This window comes from Paenibacillus sp. FSL H7-0943 (assembly GCF_037963265.1).
GTDB lineage: Bacteria > Bacillota > Bacilli > Paenibacillales > Paenibacillaceae > Paenibacillus_AQ > Paenibacillus_AQ odorifer.
Window position 1 is genome coordinate 4,268,047 of record NZ_CP150148.1, and the last position, 20,875, is coordinate 4,288,921.

General features: G+C 43.5%; 24 protein-coding genes. 8 read left to right on the forward strand and 16 right to left on the reverse strand.

Features of this window, described 5'->3' with window-relative positions:
* Positions 1 to 48: 48 nt before the first annotated feature.
* A complete protein-coding gene (locus NSQ55_RS18665; protein ID WP_339168460.1) occupies positions 49 to 1,566 on the reverse strand; it encodes a carboxypeptidase M32 in 1,518 nt (505 codons plus the stop codon).
* A gap of 162 nt (positions 1,567 to 1,728) precedes the next feature.
* Between NSQ55_RS18665 and NSQ55_RS18670 the strand changes: the two genes are divergently transcribed.
* The 4 genes from NSQ55_RS18670 (at position 1,729) to NSQ55_RS18685 (ending at position 3,544) form a co-directional block, all read left to right on the forward strand.
* Positions 1,729 to 2,070, forward strand: coding sequence for an iron-sulfur cluster biosynthesis family protein (locus tag NSQ55_RS18670; protein WP_076127099.1), 342 nt, complete (start codon positions 1,729 to 1,731; stop codon positions 2,068 to 2,070).
* A 14-nt stretch (positions 2,071 to 2,084) separates the two neighbouring features.
* Complete coding sequence (locus tag NSQ55_RS18675) at positions 2,085 to 2,645, forward strand: carbonic anhydrase (RefSeq protein ID WP_036688619.1); 561 nt, start codon at positions 2,085 to 2,087, stop codon at positions 2,643 to 2,645.
* A 174-nt stretch (positions 2,646 to 2,819) separates the two neighbouring features.
* Positions 2,820 to 3,251, forward strand: coding sequence for a hypothetical protein (locus NSQ55_RS18680; protein ID WP_339174551.1), 432 nt, complete (start codon positions 2,820 to 2,822; stop codon positions 3,249 to 3,251).
* Positions 3,252 to 3,259: 8 nt separating this feature from the next.
* A complete protein-coding gene (locus tag NSQ55_RS18685) occupies positions 3,260 to 3,544 on the forward strand; it encodes a YxcD family protein (protein WP_036689115.1) in 285 nt (94 codons plus the stop codon).
* 48 nt (positions 3,545 to 3,592) lie between these two features.
* On the opposite strand, the gene NSQ55_RS18690 is transcribed toward NSQ55_RS18685, so the two are convergent.
* From NSQ55_RS18690 to NSQ55_RS18720, 7 genes are all read right to left on the reverse strand, one after another.
* The gene (locus NSQ55_RS18690; RefSeq protein ID WP_339168463.1) at positions 3,593 to 4,609 is read right to left on the reverse strand and encodes a S66 peptidase family protein; all 1,017 of its coding nucleotides are present in this window, start codon (positions 4,607 to 4,609) and stop codon (positions 3,593 to 3,595) included.
* Between the two features lie 160 nt (positions 4,610 to 4,769).
* The gene (locus NSQ55_RS18695) at positions 4,770 to 5,147 is read right to left on the reverse strand and encodes a hypothetical protein (RefSeq protein WP_036688624.1); all 378 of its coding nucleotides are present in this window, start codon (positions 5,145 to 5,147) and stop codon (positions 4,770 to 4,772) included.
* Positions 5,148 to 5,227: 80 nt separating this feature from the next.
* Complete coding sequence (locus tag NSQ55_RS18700; RefSeq protein WP_339168465.1) at positions 5,228 to 5,578, reverse strand: Asp23/Gls24 family envelope stress response protein; 351 nt, start codon at positions 5,576 to 5,578, stop codon at positions 5,228 to 5,230.
* 28 nt (positions 5,579 to 5,606) lie between these two features.
* Complete coding sequence (locus NSQ55_RS18705) at positions 5,607 to 6,713, reverse strand: AI-2E family transporter (protein ID WP_036688627.1); 1,107 nt, start codon at positions 6,711 to 6,713, stop codon at positions 5,607 to 5,609.
* A gap of 41 nt (positions 6,714 to 6,754) precedes the next feature.
* A complete protein-coding gene (locus tag NSQ55_RS18710) occupies positions 6,755 to 8,173 on the reverse strand; it encodes a HAMP domain-containing sensor histidine kinase (RefSeq protein ID WP_339168468.1) in 1,419 nt (472 codons plus the stop codon).
* Complete coding sequence (locus NSQ55_RS18715; protein ID WP_170914177.1) at positions 8,151 to 8,858, reverse strand: response regulator transcription factor; 708 nt, start codon at positions 8,856 to 8,858, stop codon at positions 8,151 to 8,153. The genes NSQ55_RS18710 and NSQ55_RS18715 overlap by 23 nt, the downstream gene beginning before the upstream one ends.
* A 155-nt stretch (positions 8,859 to 9,013) precedes the next feature.
* Entirely contained in the window at positions 9,014 to 9,853 is an 840-nt protein-coding gene (locus tag NSQ55_RS18720) for a DegV family protein (RefSeq protein WP_339168469.1), read from the reverse strand.
* 170 nt (positions 9,854 to 10,023) lie between these two features.
* Here NSQ55_RS18720 and NSQ55_RS18725 point away from each other — a divergent pair, with 170 nt between their 5' ends.
* The gene (locus NSQ55_RS18725) at positions 10,024 to 10,248 is read left to right on the forward strand and encodes a hypothetical protein (protein WP_076127110.1); all 225 of its coding nucleotides are present in this window, start codon (positions 10,024 to 10,026) and stop codon (positions 10,246 to 10,248) included.
* A 300-nt stretch (positions 10,249 to 10,548) separates the two neighbouring features.
* Here the strand turns inward: NSQ55_RS18725 and NSQ55_RS18730 are convergent, their stop codons facing one another.
* The 4 genes from NSQ55_RS18730 to NSQ55_RS18745 are packed head-to-tail and all read right to left on the reverse strand — an operon-like array spanning position 10,549 to position 14,814.
* Positions 10,549 to 11,346 carry a PHP domain-containing protein gene (locus tag NSQ55_RS18730; RefSeq protein ID WP_305953529.1) on the reverse strand — a complete coding sequence of 266 codons (798 nt, stop codon included), beginning with the start codon at positions 11,344 to 11,346 and terminating at the stop codon, positions 10,549 to 10,551.
* Between the two features lie 34 nt (positions 11,347 to 11,380).
* Positions 11,381 to 12,214 carry an energy-coupling factor transporter transmembrane component T gene (locus NSQ55_RS18735; protein ID WP_076100351.1) on the reverse strand — a complete coding sequence of 278 codons (834 nt, stop codon included), beginning with the start codon at positions 12,212 to 12,214 and terminating at the stop codon, positions 11,381 to 11,383.
* Positions 12,201 to 13,943, reverse strand: a complete 1,743-nt coding sequence (locus NSQ55_RS18740; protein WP_339168471.1) for an energy-coupling factor transporter ATPase — start codon at positions 13,941 to 13,943, stop codon at positions 12,201 to 12,203. Before NSQ55_RS18740 ends, NSQ55_RS18735 begins: the two co-directional genes overlap by 14 nt.
* The gene (locus tag NSQ55_RS18745; RefSeq protein WP_076127114.1) at positions 13,936 to 14,814 is read right to left on the reverse strand and encodes a cell division protein FtsQ; all 879 of its coding nucleotides are present in this window, start codon (positions 14,812 to 14,814) and stop codon (positions 13,936 to 13,938) included. The genes NSQ55_RS18740 and NSQ55_RS18745 overlap by 8 nt, the downstream gene beginning before the upstream one ends.
* 181 nt (positions 14,815 to 14,995) lie before the next feature.
* On the opposite strand from NSQ55_RS18745, the gene NSQ55_RS18750 reads away from it, so the two are divergent.
* On the forward strand, positions 14,996 to 15,829 hold the full coding sequence (locus NSQ55_RS18750) for a MurR/RpiR family transcriptional regulator (RefSeq protein WP_076127116.1): 834 nt from the start codon (positions 14,996 to 14,998) through the stop codon (positions 15,827 to 15,829).
* A 31-nt stretch (positions 15,830 to 15,860) separates the two neighbouring features.
* Here the strand turns inward: NSQ55_RS18750 and NSQ55_RS18755 are convergent, their stop codons facing one another.
* The 3 genes from NSQ55_RS18755 to NSQ55_RS18765 form a co-directional block, all read right to left on the reverse strand.
* A complete protein-coding gene (locus tag NSQ55_RS18755; RefSeq protein ID WP_036688642.1) occupies positions 15,861 to 16,121 on the reverse strand; it encodes a helix-turn-helix domain-containing protein in 261 nt (86 codons plus the stop codon).
* Positions 16,122 to 16,136: 15 nt separating this feature from the next.
* Positions 16,137 to 17,129 (reverse strand): hypothetical protein, encoded by a 993-nt coding sequence (locus NSQ55_RS18760; protein ID WP_339168474.1) that lies wholly within the window; start codon positions 17,127 to 17,129, stop codon positions 16,137 to 16,139.
* Positions 17,130 to 18,140: 1,011 nt separating this feature from the next.
* Entirely contained in the window at positions 18,141 to 18,443 is a 303-nt protein-coding gene (locus tag NSQ55_RS18765; protein ID WP_076127124.1) for a DUF6809 family protein, read from the reverse strand.
* Positions 18,444 to 18,548: 105 nt separating this feature from the next.
* On the opposite strand from NSQ55_RS18765, the gene NSQ55_RS18770 reads away from it, so the two are divergent.
* Together NSQ55_RS18770 and NSQ55_RS18775 are read left to right on the forward strand one after the other, a co-directional pair.
* The gene (locus NSQ55_RS18770) at positions 18,549 to 18,767 is read left to right on the forward strand and encodes a helix-turn-helix transcriptional regulator (protein ID WP_076100339.1); all 219 of its coding nucleotides are present in this window, start codon (positions 18,549 to 18,551) and stop codon (positions 18,765 to 18,767) included.
* 60 nt (positions 18,768 to 18,827) lie between these two features.
* Complete coding sequence (locus NSQ55_RS18775) at positions 18,828 to 19,049, forward strand: helix-turn-helix transcriptional regulator (RefSeq protein WP_339168475.1); 222 nt, start codon at positions 18,828 to 18,830, stop codon at positions 19,047 to 19,049.
* Between the two features lie 93 nt (positions 19,050 to 19,142).
* On the opposite strand, the gene NSQ55_RS18780 is transcribed toward NSQ55_RS18775, so the two are convergent.
* Positions 19,143 to 20,864 (reverse strand): helix-turn-helix domain-containing protein, encoded by a 1,722-nt coding sequence (locus tag NSQ55_RS18780; protein WP_339168477.1) that lies wholly within the window; start codon positions 20,862 to 20,864, stop codon positions 19,143 to 19,145.
* Positions 20,865 to 20,875: the final 11 nt, after the last annotated feature.

Genomic DNA, 20,875 nt, shown 5'->3' on the forward strand with positions numbered 1-20,875 from the left:
CCTTCCGTCTAAGCTTTCTTTCTATTATACCACGCGGACCTCACTGGATTACAGTTTGTAAATCTCCGTGTATTTCTCCTCCAAATAATCAGCCAGATAATCTGGACTGAGCGGCTCACCTGTTACTTGTTCGATAATTTGCGAAGGGGTCAGACTTTTTCCGAAACGGTAGATTTTTTCTGTTAACCATTCTTTAATCGGCAAAAGATTTCCCGCAGCAATCCATTCATCGTAGTTCGGCAGCTCCTTGCGGAGTGTATTCAAGATTTGGGCAGCATACATATTTCCCAAAGAGTAGGATGCAAAATATCCGAAGTCTCCACCGGACCAGTGCACGTCCTGCAATACACCAAGCGCATCATTAGGCGGTGTAATACCTAAATATTCTTGATATTTAGCATTCCATACCTGAGGCAGATCTTTGACAGATAGACCTTCATTAAAAATAAGCTTTTCGATCTCGTAACGCACAATAATGTGCAGATTGTATGTAAGCTCATCTGCTTCAATTCGGATGAATGAATTTTCCACACTGTTAATAGCCCGGTAGAAATCCTCTACATCTACATTAGCAAGCTGCTCTGGGAAATGCTGCTGCAGATCACCATAATAACGTTGCCAGAACGCACGGCTGCGGCCGATCATATTCTCCCATAGTCTCGACTGAGATTCATGAATCCCCATCGATGCGCCTTGAGCCAGCGGTGTTCCCACTAAATCTTGGTTGATATTTTGTTCGTAAAGCGCATGTCCACCTTCATGCAGTGAGCTGAAGACGGCGCTAGTCACGTTATCAAGTAAATAAGCGGTCGTAATACGAACGTCACCTGGATTCAGGCCTGTAGCAAAAGGATGCACACTCTCATCCAAGCGGCCTGCGTCGAAGTCATAGCCCATTTGCTTCAGAATAAAGTTACCAAACTTTTGTTGCTGCTCTTTAGGGAAAATCTGCTGCAAGAAGCTGGTATCTTGTTTATTAGGTGAAGCAGCGATAGCTTCCACTAACGGAACCAAGCGGCTGCGGAGGCGACTGAACACTTCATCTACCTTCTCTACCGTGAGATCAGGCTCATACATATCTAGTAGCGTATCGTAACGTGTGCCATTTACACCCCAATAATCGATGAACTCTTGTTTCAGAGCTACGATTTTACTCAAATAAGGTTCAAATGTAGCAAAGTCATTGTTCTCCTTAGCTTCTTCCCAGATCGTTTGGGAATGAGCAGACAGGACAGCGTACTCTTCAAATCTTTTGGAAGGAATACTCTTACTGCGCTCATACTCTTTGCGGCAATCGTTGACGATCTTTTGTTGATTAGCTGTAAGCTGGCTCAACACTTCTGGACGGCTGAAAAATGCTGTAAAGTCACCCATCTCCTGTGAAATCTCAAGTCTGAACAATTCTCCACTCAGCATCCCAATCGTACCGGAACGAACTTCTACTCCCTTACGTGGTGCACCTGTGCGCAAATCCCAGTGCATTAATTCTATGGCCTCTGAATATCCACTAATTTTTGCTAATAACTCGCTGAATTGTTCCCATCGTTCCTTTACTTGTTGTTCCATTCTACTCCACCTGCTTTCTCTGTTTTACAGACTCCTCTTGATGATACTTTTTTGAATGAGTATAATCAACTTCAGAGATACATCTCTAATTTTAAATATTTAATGAGTTACATAAGAAGCAGACCATGCTTCGAACAAAAATCAAGGAGCGTGAACAGGGCTATGATGATTCAAGTTACACCTCTCGCAGAAAGGAAGTTGAAGGAAAGGCTTGGAGATCAGCCAGGATTTTTCAAGCTCTTTTATGATACGGTAGGCTGCGGGTGTGACGGAATTAATGTGTTACTGATTGTTTCAGAAGTGGAGCAAGGCGATTCTAGGATAGAGACGAATTCTCTTCCCTTTATCGTAAGCCGGCAACAGGAAATCTTTTATGAAGACAAGATGCGACTCGATGCAGAGGAACGTTTCTCTTCCTATAAGCTGGTCAGTGATTCTCAGATTTATGGTAACAATATCATGGTAAGAGATATGCGCAACGTAAGTACAATTCAAGGAATTTAAGGGAGGAAGCTAATATGAGCCACGTATCAGAAATTATTAACTTTAATAAAAGTTTTGTAGAGAATAAGGACTATGAAGCTTATTTAACCAGTCGTTATCCTGACAAAAAAATGCTGATCATCACATGTATGGACACTAGACTCGTTGAATTATTGCCGAAAGCCATGAATTTCAAAAATGGTGATGTCAAAATCATCAAAAATGCTGGTGCGGTTATTTCTCAACCTTTTGGTAGTGTTATGCGTAGTGTAATGGTAGCTCTATATGAACTAGATGCTGAAGAAGTAATCGTGGTTGGACACTATGAATGCGGTATGGCCTCCCTCAATGCGGACCATATGATCAATTCCATTAAAGAACGTGGAGTATCTGAAGAAGTGCTGTCTACACTGGAGAATTCCGGAATCAAACTTACAAAATGGCTGCGTGGGTTTGACAATGTCGAAGAAGGGGTAATTCAGACTGTGGACCTGATTAAACGTCATCCACTGCTTCCCCCTAATGTACCTATCCATGGCATGATCATCGATCCGGCAACCGGAGCGCTTGAGCTTGTCGCTGATGGGTATAAGTAACGAATGACGACTCTCTAACTGCTGTTTGCGTGGATCCTGGATCCACGCTTTTTTTGTGCATAAAAGTATAAATTATGATAAATAAAATTGAAACCTTGTGGGGCATGTCTGCGTATTACCGACCATACACAAAAATTCATGCTCACAGGAGGGTTTTCGTACTAAATGAAACCAATGAAACGCGTAATGATGATTCTAATGGCCTTCACTCTGTTTTTTGCAGTGGTTGCTCCAGACTTTGCCGATGCACGTCGAGGTGGCGGCGGATTCAAATCCGGCACTCGCAGCTATTCAACAACCCCAAAAAAATCAACAACAACAAATAACATCAAAAAAAGTGACAGCACTAAAAGTTCCACAGCAGGATCTGCTGCAAATACAAAACGTGGCTTCTTCAGCGGCGGCAGCTTAATGAAAGGCATGATGATCGGTGGTTTGGCCGGATTATTATTCGGTGGAATGTTTGGTGGAATGGGAGCTTTTGGTGACTTCCTAGGCTTTGCCGTTAATTTGCTAGCTATCTATGTATTGGTTATGCTCGTGATGTCCTTCTTCCGTCGTAGAAAAGAACGTCGCCGCTTAGAAGAACAGGATGGTCGTTACTAATGTCTACAATTGTTCTAAGCATGGATGAGATCATCAATGCCCTCTGTCTGCACATGGCGGAACGAAAGGCTGTTCGCCCAGAGGATGTTCAGGTAGAACTGAGCTGGGAAGAAGATACCGGTTACTCTGCAGAGGTTTGGGTACAGGGCCGCAGTCAATTTCTAGTGGAGTCCAATATGATTGAAGCGATCCTGCGTTACATGCTCAGCGAATATGGTGTTCGCGCCTATCGTGAAGATGTAAGACTGGACCTGGATGAGGAAATCACAGCGATTGTAAATACAGGGAACTAATAATAGTAAAAGGGACAACCCGAGGGGTTGTCCTTTTTTGATATAACGCTATTCATAGAAATATTGCTTTACCGTCCCTACTCCGTCTGCCACTTCAATTTCTGCATAAGCTCCATTAATAAAAGTAACCTGCGGCGGGACATGACCACAATCGATATCATAAACGATCGGTACCTTAAGCTCTTCAAATAGTTCAGCATAGATATCCTCGGCAGTATAGTTATCCACAGGCCGATTAGCTGGACTTCTGCCAAACATAATCCCCGAACAATTCTCAAACCACCCTGCCAGCTTCATCTGCACTAAAGATCTGCGTAAATCCGCTGTGTTCAATTCACAATTTTCCAAATACCAAACTATAGGTTCGTCATGAATCATTTCTTGCTGAAAATGCTGGAGCTTTCCATAAGGTGTGCCGATCAAATGCCTAATTACATCTATACAACCACCCAACAGACGTCCTTTCATCGTTACATCATCTGTAGTTAGAGACTTCCAATAAGTCTCCTCTGTCAAATGAAAAACGCATGGCGAAGGCACATCATGTTGCCATTCCCGCTGATATTTAAGAGATGAATGCTGCACAATGGACTCACCCACTGGTGTCTCTAGAACCGCATGCCAGAGGGCTGTAGTATCATCCGAATACTCTCCCCGTAAATCAATGAGATTCGCTCCGTGTGCAGTAGCCAACCCGGTTGTCAGCGTGACCGCAAGCAGCAAGACGCTTATATCTGAATATCCCACGATCCATTTGTCCTGCAAAGCATCAAAATCAATAAATTCCAGAGCTTCAATTAACAATTCCCCGCCCCAAGGCGGAATAAGGACATCGATTCCATCATCTTTGATCATCTCATTAAACTCATGACCACGAACATTGGCTGGTGCAGATTTAGCCTTATCTTGCTTCCATGCCGTTTCGCCGATAATGACATTAAATCCTTGCGACTTCAACCGGCTGGAGGTCAGTGTTAGTAGTTCTGCATTTTGAATGCCTACTCCAGATGAAGGTGCTGTAACGCCTATCGTCGCATTTTTTTTCAAAAAAGGGTATCTAATCATATGCCACCTCCCAGAGTTTGTACCCATTATATCCCTAAAGTGATAATGAGAACACCTTCTTCTAACACATACTTTACGCCTACAAAAAAAGGACCTGGCGGGATGCGTCAACGTATGACCACAAATCCTGCACATGTCCTTCTTCAATTAAACCCGAGCACTAGATTAAAGAGATAGCAAGCAGTTCAAACAACACAAGCGGTAAAATCACATTATTATTGTATGGGGGACCTGGATAAGGTCCTGGATATGGGCCAGGTCCCGGGCCCGGATGAGGATGATAAGGCTGATGAGGGTTGTAAAACCCTCGGGGCATTTGCCCATTAGCTGCAACGTTCAGATACAAGTGTTTATTATCTACTCCGGCTATAACGCCTTCATGTACAAAGCCATCTATTGTCTGTACGTTCACCTTATGGTTAAGGTATGGCTTGCAAGATTGATGTAGGGAATCGCGGACACCGTGCAGGTGCCGGATCACAGCAGGATCGGCCTGATAAATCACATTCTGTTGCTGCCCAGTGTTAAATGTCGACATGGATGTTCTGACCTCCGTAAATGGATTTGCTCCATTCTATGCAGAAGCCTAGATTACGGTGCCTATTAAATGGGCTATTCTTAGAATGGCAGAGCGACCTTCTCAACCTTAACATTTACGGAAACTAGAGACAGTCCCATCATATTCTCAACAGCATTTCTTACATTTTGCTGCAGTATATAGCAGACCTCTTGAATCAAACATCCGTAATTAACTATGACCTGAAGATCGATGGCAACATCCACTTCTTTTACTTCAACGGACATTCCTTTTTTTACATTTTTACCGCTTAGACGTTTAGCCCAGTTGTCCGAGATACTGCTTCCTGACATGCCGGCAATACCCGGTGTGTCCAGAACCACTTGCCCGACGATCGAAGTCACCACATCATCTGAAATATGAATTAGTCCTTGCTCCGTTCCTTCATTCATAGAAATCCCTCCATAGTGTTTTATTAACTTAAGAGATATCAGGACTCTCCTCTACCTCTATCTCTACCCGGCGTTGCTTGACAAACAAATAATAGGCCTTGGTCAAGACGATTTTAACAATCATATACAGCGGAATGATCAGCAATATCGCAATGATCCCGCCTAAATCACCGCCAACTAATACCAGGATAATCGTTGTCAGTGGATGAATATCGAGCTTTTTCCCAAAGATGTAGGGAGCGATTAAATTATCCTGTATCTGCTGCGCTACCAGAACAATGATGATGGACCAGACGGCTATAGACGGCGATTGAATGAATCCGATGATGAAAATAGGGATACTAGACAGTATCGCACCAATAAAAGGCACGAAGTTCATCACAACTGCGATTACAGTCAACAGCAATGCATATTGCAGGCCGATAATAAGGAAACCAATATACATCAGAACGCCTAAGGCTAAATTAACAAGCACCCGGCCCACGATAAAGCCACTAAGCGCACTGTCGATTTCAGTCATCATTGTAGTTCCTTCTTCACGATACTTCTTTGGAAAGAAACTTACAATCTTACGTCCGAATTTCCCACCTTCCTTAAGCATGTAGAATAACATAATCGGAAAGGTGAATAAAATGATCGCGAAATTCGAAACAAAAGAGAACAATCCTGATACGTAATTCGTTAATAGCGTAAACCCTTTATTCAAATAATCCGTCAATGTGGAGGCTGGATTCGCATCAGCAGGGATCAACGCAGACAGAAATTCATTATCTTCTAGTTTCAATAGCTGTTGATTCAAGGAGGCAATGAGATTCGGCATATTATCGACGAAATTAACTAATTGTGTGCGAAGTGAAGGCCAAACGCCGATAATAAAAGCAAACAGAAGCACTAAAATAACTACATATACGATGATAATCGCCAAAGAACGATTCAGCTTATATTTCTCCAAGGTATCGATCAGTGGCCGCAGCAGGTAATAAAAGAAACCCGCCAGCATTAAAGGCACTATAATGACACTGAACAAAGACAGGATCGGTGTGAATAAAAAATCTACGCGTGAGCCTAAAAATACAATGCCTAACACTAAAAGAATCGCTAGACAAACTCTGATGAAATTGTTCAGTTTAGCCATAGTTTCTCTCCCGTCTTCTGATTTGGATGTCTTCCAGCTCGTTATTTCGGAATCCGGATGGTGAATACCGTAGGTTCCTTCTTTCGGCGACTGAGATGAAGCGTACCCCCCATTTTCTCTGTATTTTTCATAGCTATCGAGAGACCTAGCCCTGTTCCTCCCGAAGCTGTCCGCGCTTTATCTCCCCGAACAAACGGATCAAACATTGTGGACCACAGCTCTTCTGGAATACCCACTCCAGTATCAGCGATTTCAATCGTGACTTCTTTCTCCAAAGGAATCACCTCCACACGCAAATGTGTACCTGGAGGATTATAGATCAGTGCATTGGAGATCAAATTATGAACCACACTCGAGAGCAGCTCCGCATCAAAGTTCAAGAACACATCCTCTTCGGGAACATTTAGATGCAAAACAAAGTTCTTTTGTTCAATCTCTCCGTAGGTATCTGCAATGATTTCACGAATAAATTCGCCCAGTTCTTGATGCTCCATTCGTAGCAAGAAATCCGGTGAATCTATTTTTAACAGCTCCAGCATGTTCTGAATCAGCTTAGTAACTTGTGAGGATTTATTATAAATATAGCTTAAATATCTTTTTTGGCGTTCTTCATCCTCGCCTCTACCCTCTACAAGCGCCTGGGCAAAGCCCTGTATACTCGTTATCGGCGTCTTCAGATCGTGGGATAGATCAACCATCATCCGTTTCTTACTTTCCTCTGCCTGGCGTTTTTCTTTGGTCGTCTTTTCAATTACGTCTGCCATATAATTAAAAGTCTCTCCAATTTGCGAAAATTCCTTCTCTGCATATAAAGCGATTCGAGTATCATAATTCCCCTGAATCATCTGCTTCAATCCAAGCGTGATGATACGCAGTGGTTTCCTGATTCGCCGCGCTACCCAATAGCTGTACACGATAATTAGCAAAAGAATCATTCCCACACCCAAAAAGACGTAGTATGAAAGCGAATGATTAAAGTAGGCCACGAAGGGATCACTATTAATGGTGATGGTGATAGCTTCCCGCGGCAGCTTCAAGAGCAGCCACTCCGATTCGCTCTGAGCATTTAGCGTGGTCAACGAGTAAAAGTAAGCTTGATCTTCTCCATTTTCCAAACTTTTTAAAAGCTGGTTACTGGTATATTGGGTTACACCGTCTTTTTTTTCTCCAACAACCTTGGTGACCTTCATGTCTTGATCCAAGATCTCGATCCATCCCCCGCTACGCAGAAGACGTTTGGTTTCTATCCCATGCTCCAGATTATCTCGATAAGCACTAGCTTCCACCTTCAAATCAGGATCAGCGATTTTATTTTTTTCAAAAATATGGGTCACATCAAGATTAATAAACAAATAATATACAATCACGAGAAAAAACAAAATACAGATAAACAACAAAAAATCCAGCGTCAGCGATGATTGTAAAGGTCGTTGATCTCTATTGCTCCATAGGCGCTTCAATTTTGTATCCCAGCCCTCTAATAGTCTTTAAATATACTGGCTTTTTGGAATCTTCCTCAATTTTTTCCCGGATATTGCTGATATGTACCATGATACTATTATCTTCGTACACATAGAAATCTTCCCACACGGCCTCATATATTTTTTTGCGTGTAAAGACTCGTCCAGGCTGCTTCATCATTAGTTCCAAAATTTTGTACTCGGTAGAAGTAAGCACCACAGGTTCACCAGAACGATAGAGCAGACACTGGCTTTGATCCAGCATTAATTCACCTAATACAATCTGCTCAGCTTCTTTTTCCTCAACGACTTGCGCATCGAAATGATGTACACGCCGCAGCAGTGCTCCAACACGGGCTACTATCTCTAATGGATTAAACGGTTTGGAAATATAATCGTCGGCTCCTAGTTCAAGACCCAGAATCTTGTCATGATGTTCGCTTTTGGCGGATAAAAATAACACTGGAAAATGATGAACCTCGCGGATCTTTTTCAATAATTGCAATCCATCCAGACCCGGCATCATAATATCCAGAATTGCCAAATCAACTTTATGGTTCTGTACCTGCGTTAAGGCTTCAGTACCACTGTTCGCTTCCAAAATGTTGTACTCTTTCTCTAAATATAATCTTAGCAATTCCACAATTTCTGCTTCATCATCAGCGATCAATATTGTATACATGATAATCCCCCCATCTAACTATATTCTGTGATTATTAACAGAGCCTAAACACAATCTAAAGAATAGCTAAATTATCACATAGTAATAAAATAAAAATCGCACACGGGAAACCGTCCCATGTACGATCGTAATTTGTCTGGATTGTGAGGATCACTACTTTAAAAAGCTACGCCAATTCCGCCTTCCCCAGCATAGGTTCCCATCACCGGCCCCATGCTTGAGAGTAAGACTTCTTTGAAGGGATGCTTTAGTAAAATGCGTTCTTTAATCTCGAGTGCCAGCTTCTCACAATTACTGTGTACAATAGCGATAACCGCTTTCTCGTAATCATGCTGCTTCTCATCCAAATGCGCTAGCAGACGATTCAGTGCTTTTGGAAGACCCCGGGTCTTCTCCACTACTTCGACAGTGCCTTCTTCGCTGATTTTGAGCAGCAACTTTATATTGAGTACAGACGCTACGGCTCCCGAGAGCCGACTTAGACGTCCGCCTTTCATTACATTCTCCAGAGTGTCCAGCGTAAAATAAGCGTTAACTTCCTCTATCTGCTGAAGTACCTTTTCCTTGAGCTCTTGCAAGCTTGAACAAGTTAAAGACCACTGCGCCGCCAGTCCGACAATCAATGACAGCCCGCCTGAGAAGTTTTTGGAATCTATAACCTCTATTGCATTGGTATGTCCTTCATCCTTATACATTTCCATAGCAATCATAGCCGTCTGATAAGTGCTACTAATATTAGAGGACATACAAATGACCATAATGTCAGTTCCCTCCTCCACTTGCTTGAACTTCTCAAGGAATTCGTTGGGACTTGGACTAGCTGTGGTAGGCAGCTCCTTGGATTCGCGCATTTGAGCATAAAAGCTTTTCGTGTCCGTAACTGCCGGCATTAACTCATGCCCAAAATGAACCGGTAGGTGGATCACGGAAACATTATACTTCTCCATGTAGTCAAGGGGTAGGTCTGAACCGCTGTCTGTTATGATCTTGATTGCCATAATATAAGTACTCTCCTTTCAATATCAGTACTATTATAGCCACCATAAAATGAAATCTCCAGTAACCTTTATAACTTGAAAAATTCTTCGATCTGTGCTATGTCTTTCTTCCTTAACTTGTCCTTATATGATATGGTTTATGAATAAGCGTATAGAAATGGAGTGTATGTATGAGTAAGGGTAGAGTATGGAACAGAGGCAAACATGATGGTACAGGACTATCGAGGAAAAAAACCGGAGATCAAGAGGGTGCAGCTTCTACTGAAACTGAATCCACAGAACCTTCGAATGAACCTTCCAATTCAAGAATTGATACCGTAAAACCGATGAATCGCACGAATTGGGTGACCAGACCCACCCGAGTCAGCAATAAAGATTCGAAAGACAAACGATAATTCATACATTCTGAGATTTGAGGACCCAGATGACGTTACTGGCAAATTTCCAGCCTTTTGAGCAGAGTTTCGGACTCCAGAGCCGTTATTCCGTAGAATGAGGTTCATATATGGTGTTTTCCGTGCCATTAGTGGCTATGGAGTCCGTTAGCATCCCAAATGCGGAATAAAACTGCGTTTAAGGTCATCTGTGTCCGATAGTTATCTTTGTACATGCAAAAGTAATGAAATCCAGCGAACAACAAAAAGGGTTGTCCCAGTAGCCATTTCATGGCTTATGGAACAACCCTCTTCTATTTTCTACGCCATATATCCTAACTCCGCTTCATCTCTGGAGGGGGCTTCGCCAATTAACTGCTTCAATAGTTTTTTCATCATTACCGAAGCCTTTACTTTGGTATGAAGACACGGAGAAACCTCTATTTCATAGTTCCCTTGTTTGATAGCTTCCTTCAATTCTTCCACAGTTGAGCAGGAGTCTTGCAGACGATTCACAACACTGCCATATTGCAAACACTGATGACTGTCACTGCCAGCAATCACAGGCACACCCAACTTCTCAGCAAAGGGCGTGATCAGGTTCTTATAAGTCTCCACCCCCTGCATGTAAATATCCTTAGCGTTGAAATCAAAAGCGTCTAATCGCTGAAGCAATGCCGGATCCAGTTGATGTAAAGGCGTAGAAGTTCGGAAGGGGTGGGCTCCGATTTTCCAAAGATTATGTTCATCGGCCATATCAAGCAACTGCTTAAACGGTATGAAATTCCCCTCCTGCGTATGCTCATCTAGTAAAGCGCGGACAGCTAGAACATTCTCCTTCAGTCCGATCAACAGGATATGACCTGTCTCCGCGATATCCACTTCCATGCCTGGAAACAGTTTAAGTCCGTTCACATCGTAATAATGCCCGTTATAGGGATAAGTCTGATCCAGCGCATCATACATCGCAAAGAAATTAGAAGTATTAAAATGCTCGGTCAATGCTACAGCCTGTAATCCATTTGCCTTGGCTTCGAACATCATCTCCGCAAAATATTCGGGGGAAAACGTAGATTTTTTAGATAATTTACCATGGGTATGCAGATCAATATTCATCATGTCTAATTCGTCTCCTTTGAGCTTATAAGTTATGTTAATACACCAGTTCAGGGTAGAGATAACCAATACAGAATATCAAGATGACATAAGCAGTGGATCCGGATAAAAAGTACCAGTCGGACCGCTTCATTTTCAAATAAGATAACTTGATCTTCTTCACTTTCTTATTATTAAGCCCGTAGCTAAATCCCCGAGTCTCAAGTGCTTCAATCGTAGTTCGAGAACGTTTAGCTGTGTTCAACATGAGCGGGTAAAATGCCAGAATGACGATTCGCAAATAATACGTTATTGTTCGCCAATAGAAAATTCCATGTTGAAGCGGTCGTTGCCCTCTCAATCTAAAGGAAAGTAGGATCTGATGGAATTCCTCCAGTAAAGTAGGCAAGATACGATAGCCATAAGATAAGCTGAATGCAAAAGTATCAGGGATTCCTAAAGACAGTAAACCGTCACTAAGTCGTTCCGGATCAAGACTAGAGAAAACCGTTATACTCGCCAGCGAAATCACCGAAAGCTTAAGTGTCAGTGTCAGCATAGGCAGCAAGGATTCAATCCCCCCGCCGAAAAAAAGCGACAATATAAACATCCAGCCAATCTGGCTGATTAAGCCGAGACATAATATAAAAATAATATAAGGGCTGACCCGGGAGAGGACGGTCGTTAAAACCATAAGCACGAACATCCCTAACAGGATTGTCCGGTTATGTACAAACCAAGGCACGATGGCAAAAAAGAGATACCAGAGCAGCAGGGTTCGCGGATCCAGCCTGCCCAGAAAAGTGCTGCTGCTGTTATATGCGGTCCCGAGTAACTCCAATTTGATTTGTTCTACAGATATACGGTCAAGTGCCCGTTTAACGGCTTCCATGGATTGCAGCTACCTCCTTCTTTTCCACTAAACTCACAAACTCTTCTAAGCTACTGCAAATTCTTGGGAGACCGAGCATACGACTTAGCTCCATCAATTGAGTCTGGGCCAGACCCGCACGCCGTAAAAGAAGGCCGTCAGCGAAAATTTCATCCTTCGTCCCATCCGCAATTATCCGCCCTTGATGCATTACAATTATTCTGCTGGCCCATTCAGAGACAAGCTGCATATCATGAGTTGCGATGACGACCGTCTTCACATGATTACGAAGCGTCTCCAGCACATGTACCATTTCTTGTTTGGTCGAAATGTCCAGATTAGCTGTCGGTTCATCAAGCAGCATGATGGCGGGTTTAACCGCGGCACCAATCGCCAAGGATACCCGGCGCTGCTGCCCTCCACTTAACAGTCGGGCATCCCGTTCAGCCAGCTCGCTTAAGCGAAATGCCTTTAGCATCTCATCCACTCTTCCATCCGTATCTGGTAGTTTCCGCGCCTTCAGATAATAAGCAATTTCCTTACGCACAGAATCCTCGATAAACATTTCCTCCGGATTCTGGAATACGTAAGCTACCGTACCGGAGAGACGTTCAGGCGGTAGCCCGTTCACCGTCATTTCTTTAACCTTTACGGTTCCAGCTGTAGGTCTGACAATACCAGCAATCAGCTTCATTAATGAAGATTTACCTGCTCCGTTGTTGCCAATAAGAGCAATGGACTCTTCCTGCCCCAGTTCTAGCTGAATTCCATTCAGTACAGGATGCAGCACCTTATGAATCGTACGGTAAGAGAGGTGAACATTCTCCAGCTGAACGATAGAATTTTCTTCTTTTGCAGCTATGGGGAGCTGCTCTTGCATACGTCCGATTGGAAGTGTCTCCTTGGCATCCTGACGAAGCGTCATGCGGGTACTGCCTTCCTCAGCATTTAAGGGAAGCAGCTTTGGCTTCTGATCATCAGGCTGTAGCAGCCAAGCCGCCCGGGTCACATCCGGTGGGTATATGCCCAGCTCTAGCAATTCTTGTACAGATGACAAAGCTTCACGCACAGGCTTCTGCCAGCACATTTTACCCTGATCCATCAGGACAACATTTTTGCAATAATCCGCAATAAATTCCGCATGATGCTCAATCACTACAATGGTCTTTCCATGCTCCTCATTCAAACGCTGCAAAATATCATAGATATGACGGGCATGCTGCGGATCCAGCTGGGCTACGGGTTCGTCGATCACCAGAATTTCCGGATCCATAGCTAGTGCTCCGGCCAGAGCGAGCAGATGTTTTTGCCCACCACTTAACTGCCAAATAAATTCGTGCCTCAAGTCACTAAGTCCGGTTAACGCCAGCGCACGCTCTCCCCGTTCCTTGTAATCCGTAAATCCATAATTCAGAGGTGTAAAAGACACATCATCAAGCACAGTCGGTCGTACCAATTGATTCTCGAAATCCTGATAAACATAACCGATACGTTTGGACAGCTCTGCTACACTTTTTCCATCCGCAGATTGGCCGCAAACTGTCACCTCTCCACTGAAATCACCAGTGTAATAATGTGGAATTAAGCCGTTAAAGCATTTGCAGAGAGTAGATTTCCCGGAGCCATTACTGCCGATGATCGCAATAAAATCCCCTTCTCCCAGTCGTAAGTCTACGTCTTGCAGTACTGGTTGTTCAGCTCCCGGATACGTAAAGTTAATTTTGTTCAATTCAAGAATTGTATTACGCATCTGCTTGACCCGCTTCCTGTCTTTTTCGTGCCGAACGCCGAAGCAGTGCAATAATCGCCGTTGCCGCTACAACAGCCGCTACCAACATACTGAGCCAAATCAAGGTCTTTTCATTCGATTCCGCGCCTGCAAGCTCAAAATCACCGAAGTTCCAGCCCGATTCCGATAACAATTCCGAACCCACCGCTACCATCACTAGAAAGGTTCCGGCAATGACCAGCTTAGGAGATAGCCATGCTCCTGTTGCATATTTCATATTCCGCTCACGTGGCTTCATGCCGAGCAATGGTTCAATTTTTCCATATAAACGCGGAACCAGATACATAGTAGGAATTAGCGCGAACAAAATACCGGAGAAGAGGACATCATTCAAGAACCCTACTCCCTCAATTACAACGATACTTTCTGCCAGTCCTTTAACAGCCTCTAGCTCTTCTACCCCTACCCATACCTTCACAATATCTATAACGGAGCTAAAAAACTGGTGAATCGCCACGCCGGTAATCGCAGCCACTCCAACCTGTCTACGATTCTTCGGATCAGATACCATGCGGCCTGCGGTATACATCGCCAGTGAGAAGGTAATGAATTTCTCCAGCTCCCCTAAACCTCCAAATTGGCCTAACATCAATTCCCCGAAGATTACCTCACCAACAGCTGCTCCGACCGCCGCATATAAGGGGTGAAACAACATACATAATGTCAAAGGAATGAAGGCGAAATATTCAATGGATAATTCAATCGGGCCCAGTTTGATCCCAGGCACTAGCTCGGTAAACATATTGGACAACCCGTAAAGCGACATCGACAGTACAAAAATCATCATTTTTTGTGACTGAGTCAGTGTGTAACGCGTTTTTATCGTGCTCATGAAATATTTGGCCTCCCAATAAGAATTTATCTTCATTATAAGAAGGCCATGTCATCACAGCTTTTTTCATTTGTTAAATGAGAGTAATATTTTTTTCAATATTTTTAACGTTGTAAAAATATTTACAACATATTCACACGTTATATTCTATCTATCGCATCATCATAGGAGGATTGAGAGATTGTATAAAGATTGGAACCATCGCGCTTTTTCGCCTAATCAACGGATAATTGCCGACTTTATTCAAAAAAATGAGCAACGTGTGGTCTATATGACCGAACAAGAAATGGCAGACGAGCTGCATTTGAGCATCGCCTCTGTTTCACGGTTCTGGAAAGCTGCGGGATACAAACATGCCAAAGATTTTAAAAACCGGCTCCGTTTCCGCTTTGAATCCACACCTTCTGTAAAAATGCGTGATGCCATGCAGCGATCAGACGATACCTCACTCCCTCAACTGCTGCTGGACAATTGTTCACATCATTTGCAAGAAACACGCCGCTATTTAAGCGACGATGTACTAAAGCGTGCAGTAGATGCGATATCTACAGCTCGGATTATTTATGTATACAGCCCTGGACCTTGCGCCGGATTAGCAGAGCTAATGATCTATCGAATGGCGCGTTTTGGTCTTCAAATGAAAAAAATGGCCCCCAGCGGCCATGAGCTGCTAGAGACCTTAATGCATGCTGACAAACAAGATGTCTTGCTTGTGTTTGGGTTTGTACAAATACTGCCTGAGATTGAAGTCATACTGAACCATGCACGTGAAGCAAATTACCAGGTTATCCTGATCACAGATAGACTTGTCTACCCGCGATCCCAAGATGCAGATATCGTACTTTATGCGGGGAGAGGTGAGGTTTGGGAGTTCCATTCCATGGTTGGCCCCACCTATATTATTGAGAATCTGATCCTTGGAGTGGGATTAGCGAATAGGGACAGTAGTCTAAGCAAGCTGGATAAATTGCAGCAATTGCGCGCGCAGTATGGGGGGAAGCTCCCGCGGAGTTAGGTTTAGATTTGACTGCAAGGATAAGGGGAATTTAATTCATTCCTAAAGCTTCTTTAATTTGTGGGATAGATAAACCGTTTGCTTTCATTTCTTTGATCCAAAGAATGCGCGCGACGGTTTCTTCTCTTTTATATCTGCGTGTTAAATTCTCCTCTGCCTGTTCAAAGGGCAGCATGCCTTCTTCTGTATAATGTTTGAGTGTACTATAACGAGCATTTGTGATTCTTACTAATTCCCCTATCGATACATATTCTGACGCCATAATATTCTCCATGGATCGTTGTCTAGACATTGATAACCAACTCCTTTACAGCGGGCGCTTCGGAATAAGACGCACACCTTGAATTGGCACTTTCATCATTACAAAATGTGGGATCGCATCGTAGAGCAAATTATCAATTTTAAGAGTCGCAATCGATCCTCTCTCCAGCACCTTAACTTCATGTCCATAGGACATTAATCTTGTAATAACTGCGTCTAACCTTTGATTAGAATTATCAAACCAGGACTCTGTTTCTATAAAGACAGCTCGTGATCGCTCAAGGGCAGGAAAGATAAGATTGAGACTGCTGCCGATAAAAGTCTTCGCAAACTTTGTCTTCAATGCTAAAAAACGTTTGATACCTAACTCAACTCCCTGGCGAATTTGTATAGGAAACAGCGCCTTTGCCCATAAGTTACTTTGGTATAGATCATGTAATTTGATATTCACCTCTTCTAATTCGTTCAGCGAGAAGAAATCATGCATACATCCACATTCACGAAGTAGCCATAGCATACAAATGACCTGATCTGTTACTGGGCCCTCTTCCAAAATCTCTGCCCGCATATTCTCTGTAATGCTCGTGTACGCCTCCATATTACTGCGATAGGCTCTAATTTCAACTTCAGCAGAATCAAAATACATGTCGCTCCCTATCAGGCTTGGTATATCTTCAAGCAAATTCATTGCTTGAAGATAATCTGAAATCGCAGTTTCGAACTTTTTTAATTGATGGTTAGACTTCCTCGAAGCCTTCTTTAACCACCAATTTAGGTCACCCGTTACCTCAGCACTATTTTGAAGTAAGGGTTGTAGAACAGTTTCTCTATAGAGTGTTGAATGAGATTGATCAAGTGCTTCCTTGTGCAAAGTTAACTTGTTCTCAGATTGTGTAAAACATCCCTCTAAGTAAAGCTCCAATATAACCGCTGCTGCCATGCAGCGCAAAGACACTTTCTTAACAGTAGTCATCTGAAGACTTCTCTGTGCATTAAGCGCGATCAATGAAAAACTTGGTGCTAATTTAAGATCCATCATAACCATCCACCCCTATCCATTAATTCGTATTTACAGGATGATATTTATTCCGTATGGTGAGCGTTTGATTAACTTACTACTTACTACTTACTACTTATCACTTACAATACACCATCTTTACAATAATTGTCAATGGTCTGGAATAACGTAAAGAAGGCCCTGCCCTTAATGGTCAAGCCCCGATTTTACAGGCACCAAAAAAAAAAGACCCTAGGCTATAAGCTGCTTCCGGTAATCAACCAGGGTATCTTAGAAACAGGAGGATCAGTTCTAACGGGAATTTATGCAGCCAATGAAGCAATTGGAGCATCCAGCTGGTCACAAAAAAGAAGTCGCCTTGTAAAGCTAAATAAAGAAGGCTGGCCATGTGAGCCTGCCTTCTTTATTCACTCAGATCAATAAGTAATTTGGTTAACTCTAGATTTTCAACCTTGTCTTCTTTGACGACAAAGGCAAGGGAAGGATGATAGAATCCTTCGTCAAGCTTGATAACGTTCACCCAATAGTTAACAACACCATCTACTTTCTTTTCGCTGCGGGATGCCTCAGGGATAGCTGCAATGATATCCTTTTCACTGCTTCTGATACCGATATTTTTATCCGTCCTAAGCGAAGAAAGAGAGCTAATCGGTATATCAACTACGCCTCCGACTGGCTTAGTTTCTCACTACGGTAAAACTGATCGTCAAATTATCTTTTTCATATAACCAGCGCATGTTAAGAGGTTCCCCCACTTCCGTCATCCGTTTCGAATGAATTCCCGCTCCGCTTTTTTCAAATGCTTTAATGAATTTTCGAAAGAATATGGAATCTTAGTCCTAAGTTTAGAGAGTTTTTCAACCTCTCCCATAGCGATAGCTTCCTTAATAGCAGGAACCAACTTCGCTTGAATAATGCCCCAACTTTCTGCCTGAAGAAGTTCGTCTATCAACATATGCGGTTTGGAATATTGTTCAATTTTTGTTCTCCTCTTCTCGATTTCTACCCTCTAATAGCTCTATCTTTATTTTTTCAAGACATAGCTTCTCCCTTAGAGTGTATAAGTTCATCCTTATGTTCTAATACTTCTATTATCATAGCAGCCCCCATTCTGAATCCGAGAGTATAGGCGGAAGCGGATGAGATAGAGTTCTGCATGCCACTCAGATCCAAGGCTTGTTCAATCATAGTAAAGTCTTCTATAGATAACTTTGCTTTTAGGATGTCCATAAACTCTGAGATTAGCTTGGAGTTCTGTATATACTCGGGATCGCGTAAACACAAAAGTTCACTTGGACAGATTTTCCCGTAATATAAATCCTCCAAAAGACTCACCAGTCATCCCTCCCAAATCATCTCTTCAATCATCTTAGCGAATTTATCGCTAAAAATCAATAGCGAATAATTCGCTAAGATATGCTTGCCTTGGAGGTGTTTAGTATGTATCAACGTATCCGAGATTTGCGTGAAGATAAAGATTTAACTCAAACCCAAATGGCAGAGTATTTGCAATGCAGCCAGAGGATTTATAGTAATTATGAACGCGGTGATGTTGATATTCCCACGGCCATTCTGATTAAGCTAGCAGATTATCATAAGACGAGTACTGACTATTTACTAAACAGAACGAACCAAAAAACTCCTTACTCTAAAAGTTAAATTTAAAGAATGAGTAGATATCGCAGTTTTCAAAGGATTTCATTCTTATGCTGATGAGCATTGTACACAGGAATCTGTGATTTACGCGAAGACAAAGATCTGACACAGCAACAAATAGAGGAGCTTTTACATATTACACAAGCCACCTACTCCCGCTATGAAAATGGAATTTTGGATGTTCCGAGCGCCGTTTTAATTACGCTAGCTAATTTCTATAAAGTAAGCATCGACTATATTTTAGGTCAGACAGATAATTCTAAATGCTATCCCAACAAAAAATAATCCACAGCACAAACAAGCTCCTGTGATAATCACAGGAGCTGTTCACGTTTAGGCTAAAAATAGCCTGAAATTAGGGGATTCTCTTAGATACGCTCAGGCCAGCAAGGTACGGGCTACCTGATCCACAATGTAATTGATACCTGTCGGTCCGTAGCAGCCGATCCATGTAGCGGCATCTACCGGGTATATATACGGCCGCTCATCGGAATCCAACATCCCTCGGACGCTTTGCTCTGTCGCAGATATCCCCTCCTGCATCATCTCGTTACTAAGTAAAAAATAATGGCTGGCATGCACAGCCGGCAGTCTATCAACTGTAATATGATAAGCCGTGTCGGAAGTGTCTGCGACAAATAGAGGAGCTGGCAGACCAAGATCCCGGTACAGCACGGCACCTGTGCGATGGGAGGCAGTATGCACCCGTACCAGCGACTCACGCGGACGGATCAAGGCCACGCTCTGACCCGCCAGCGCCGTTGCAAGCTGCTCAGACAGCAATGCTGTTCGGCGCAGGTAATCCGCAATAATACGCTCCACCTCTGTCCGCTTGTCCGTCAATTCACCGAACAGGCCCAGAATCGTCTGCCAGCTCTCATTCCGTTGAAACATTAGGGTTGGCGCAATCTGGCTTAACCGTTCATAATGCTGAGCATGCACCTCAGTACAGACAATCAAATCCGGCCGCAGCCGTTCAACAGCTTGCAGGTCCGGGTACTCATAAGTTCCGAGCATTTCCGTTGTCTTAAGCCTTTCCCTGATATATTGGGGGAATTTTAACGCTGCACTACCCGTTCCTACACTCCCTGCCGGAGATATCCCAAGCGCAAGCAAATGGTCTGCATATTGAACGTCGAGTACGGCGATACGCCTCGGAGAAGCGGTGACGCAATATTCGCCTCGCATATGACAAATTACCGGGCCTTGCAGCGACTGGTACGATGAGGCCAGGCGATCCGGCAGCCCAGAATATGCTGAGAGAGCACCGATCCCTGAAGCAGCAGTGCGCCTGTAGATCTGCGGGGGAACTCCGTGATATTTCTTAAATGCCCTGCTAAAGTAATACATGTCGCGATAGCCCGTTTTTTCTGCAATTTCGCCGATGGGAGCATCCGTATGACGCAACATCCGCTCGGCACTCTCCATCCGCAGCTGGATTACATATTCCATCGGTCCTAGTAACTTCTCCTGTTTGAATCGCCGCTGTAACTGTCTTGTACTGCATCCGGCAAGCGCTGCCAGCTCCTTAAGCTCCAGCTCCTGACGATAATGCCCCGCTATATAGGCAGCGACAACATCCACCATATCCGCCTCTGTGCCTTTCTGACCACATTCATACTCCATAATAAGCTCGTAAAGCATTCCTTGCAGTAGCGCATTCGCATGGAAACGCTCCAGCCCTTCGCCCCGGCTCCATTTGGCTTCGATTTGTTCCGCAGTCTGATGCAGTTCAGCCAGGAGCACAGGACGGTGAACAAATGAAGTGCGTAACGGGTGATTGCGCTGCGGAAACAGAACATGGGCAGCCCCCAACATTGGAAAAGCCTTGTACATAATAACGGTATAATGAATGGTTTCTGATCCAGCAGTCAAAGTAAATGCTGATCCCTTGACTGCGTGACAAGCGAAATAGGCCTGGATATGGCAAATTTCGCCATTCATCACAAGCCTACCTTCCCCGCCGCCTGCCAGCAGCAACACATTGGCTGTTAATCCGGTTTCGCTCATAACGCCGCCGGGTGGCAAAGTACCGCTGCGCACATCAAGCATCTTGATCGTTGTATCACTCCATAAACTTGCCTGTTCTTTCAGCGGCATTTCTCTCATCT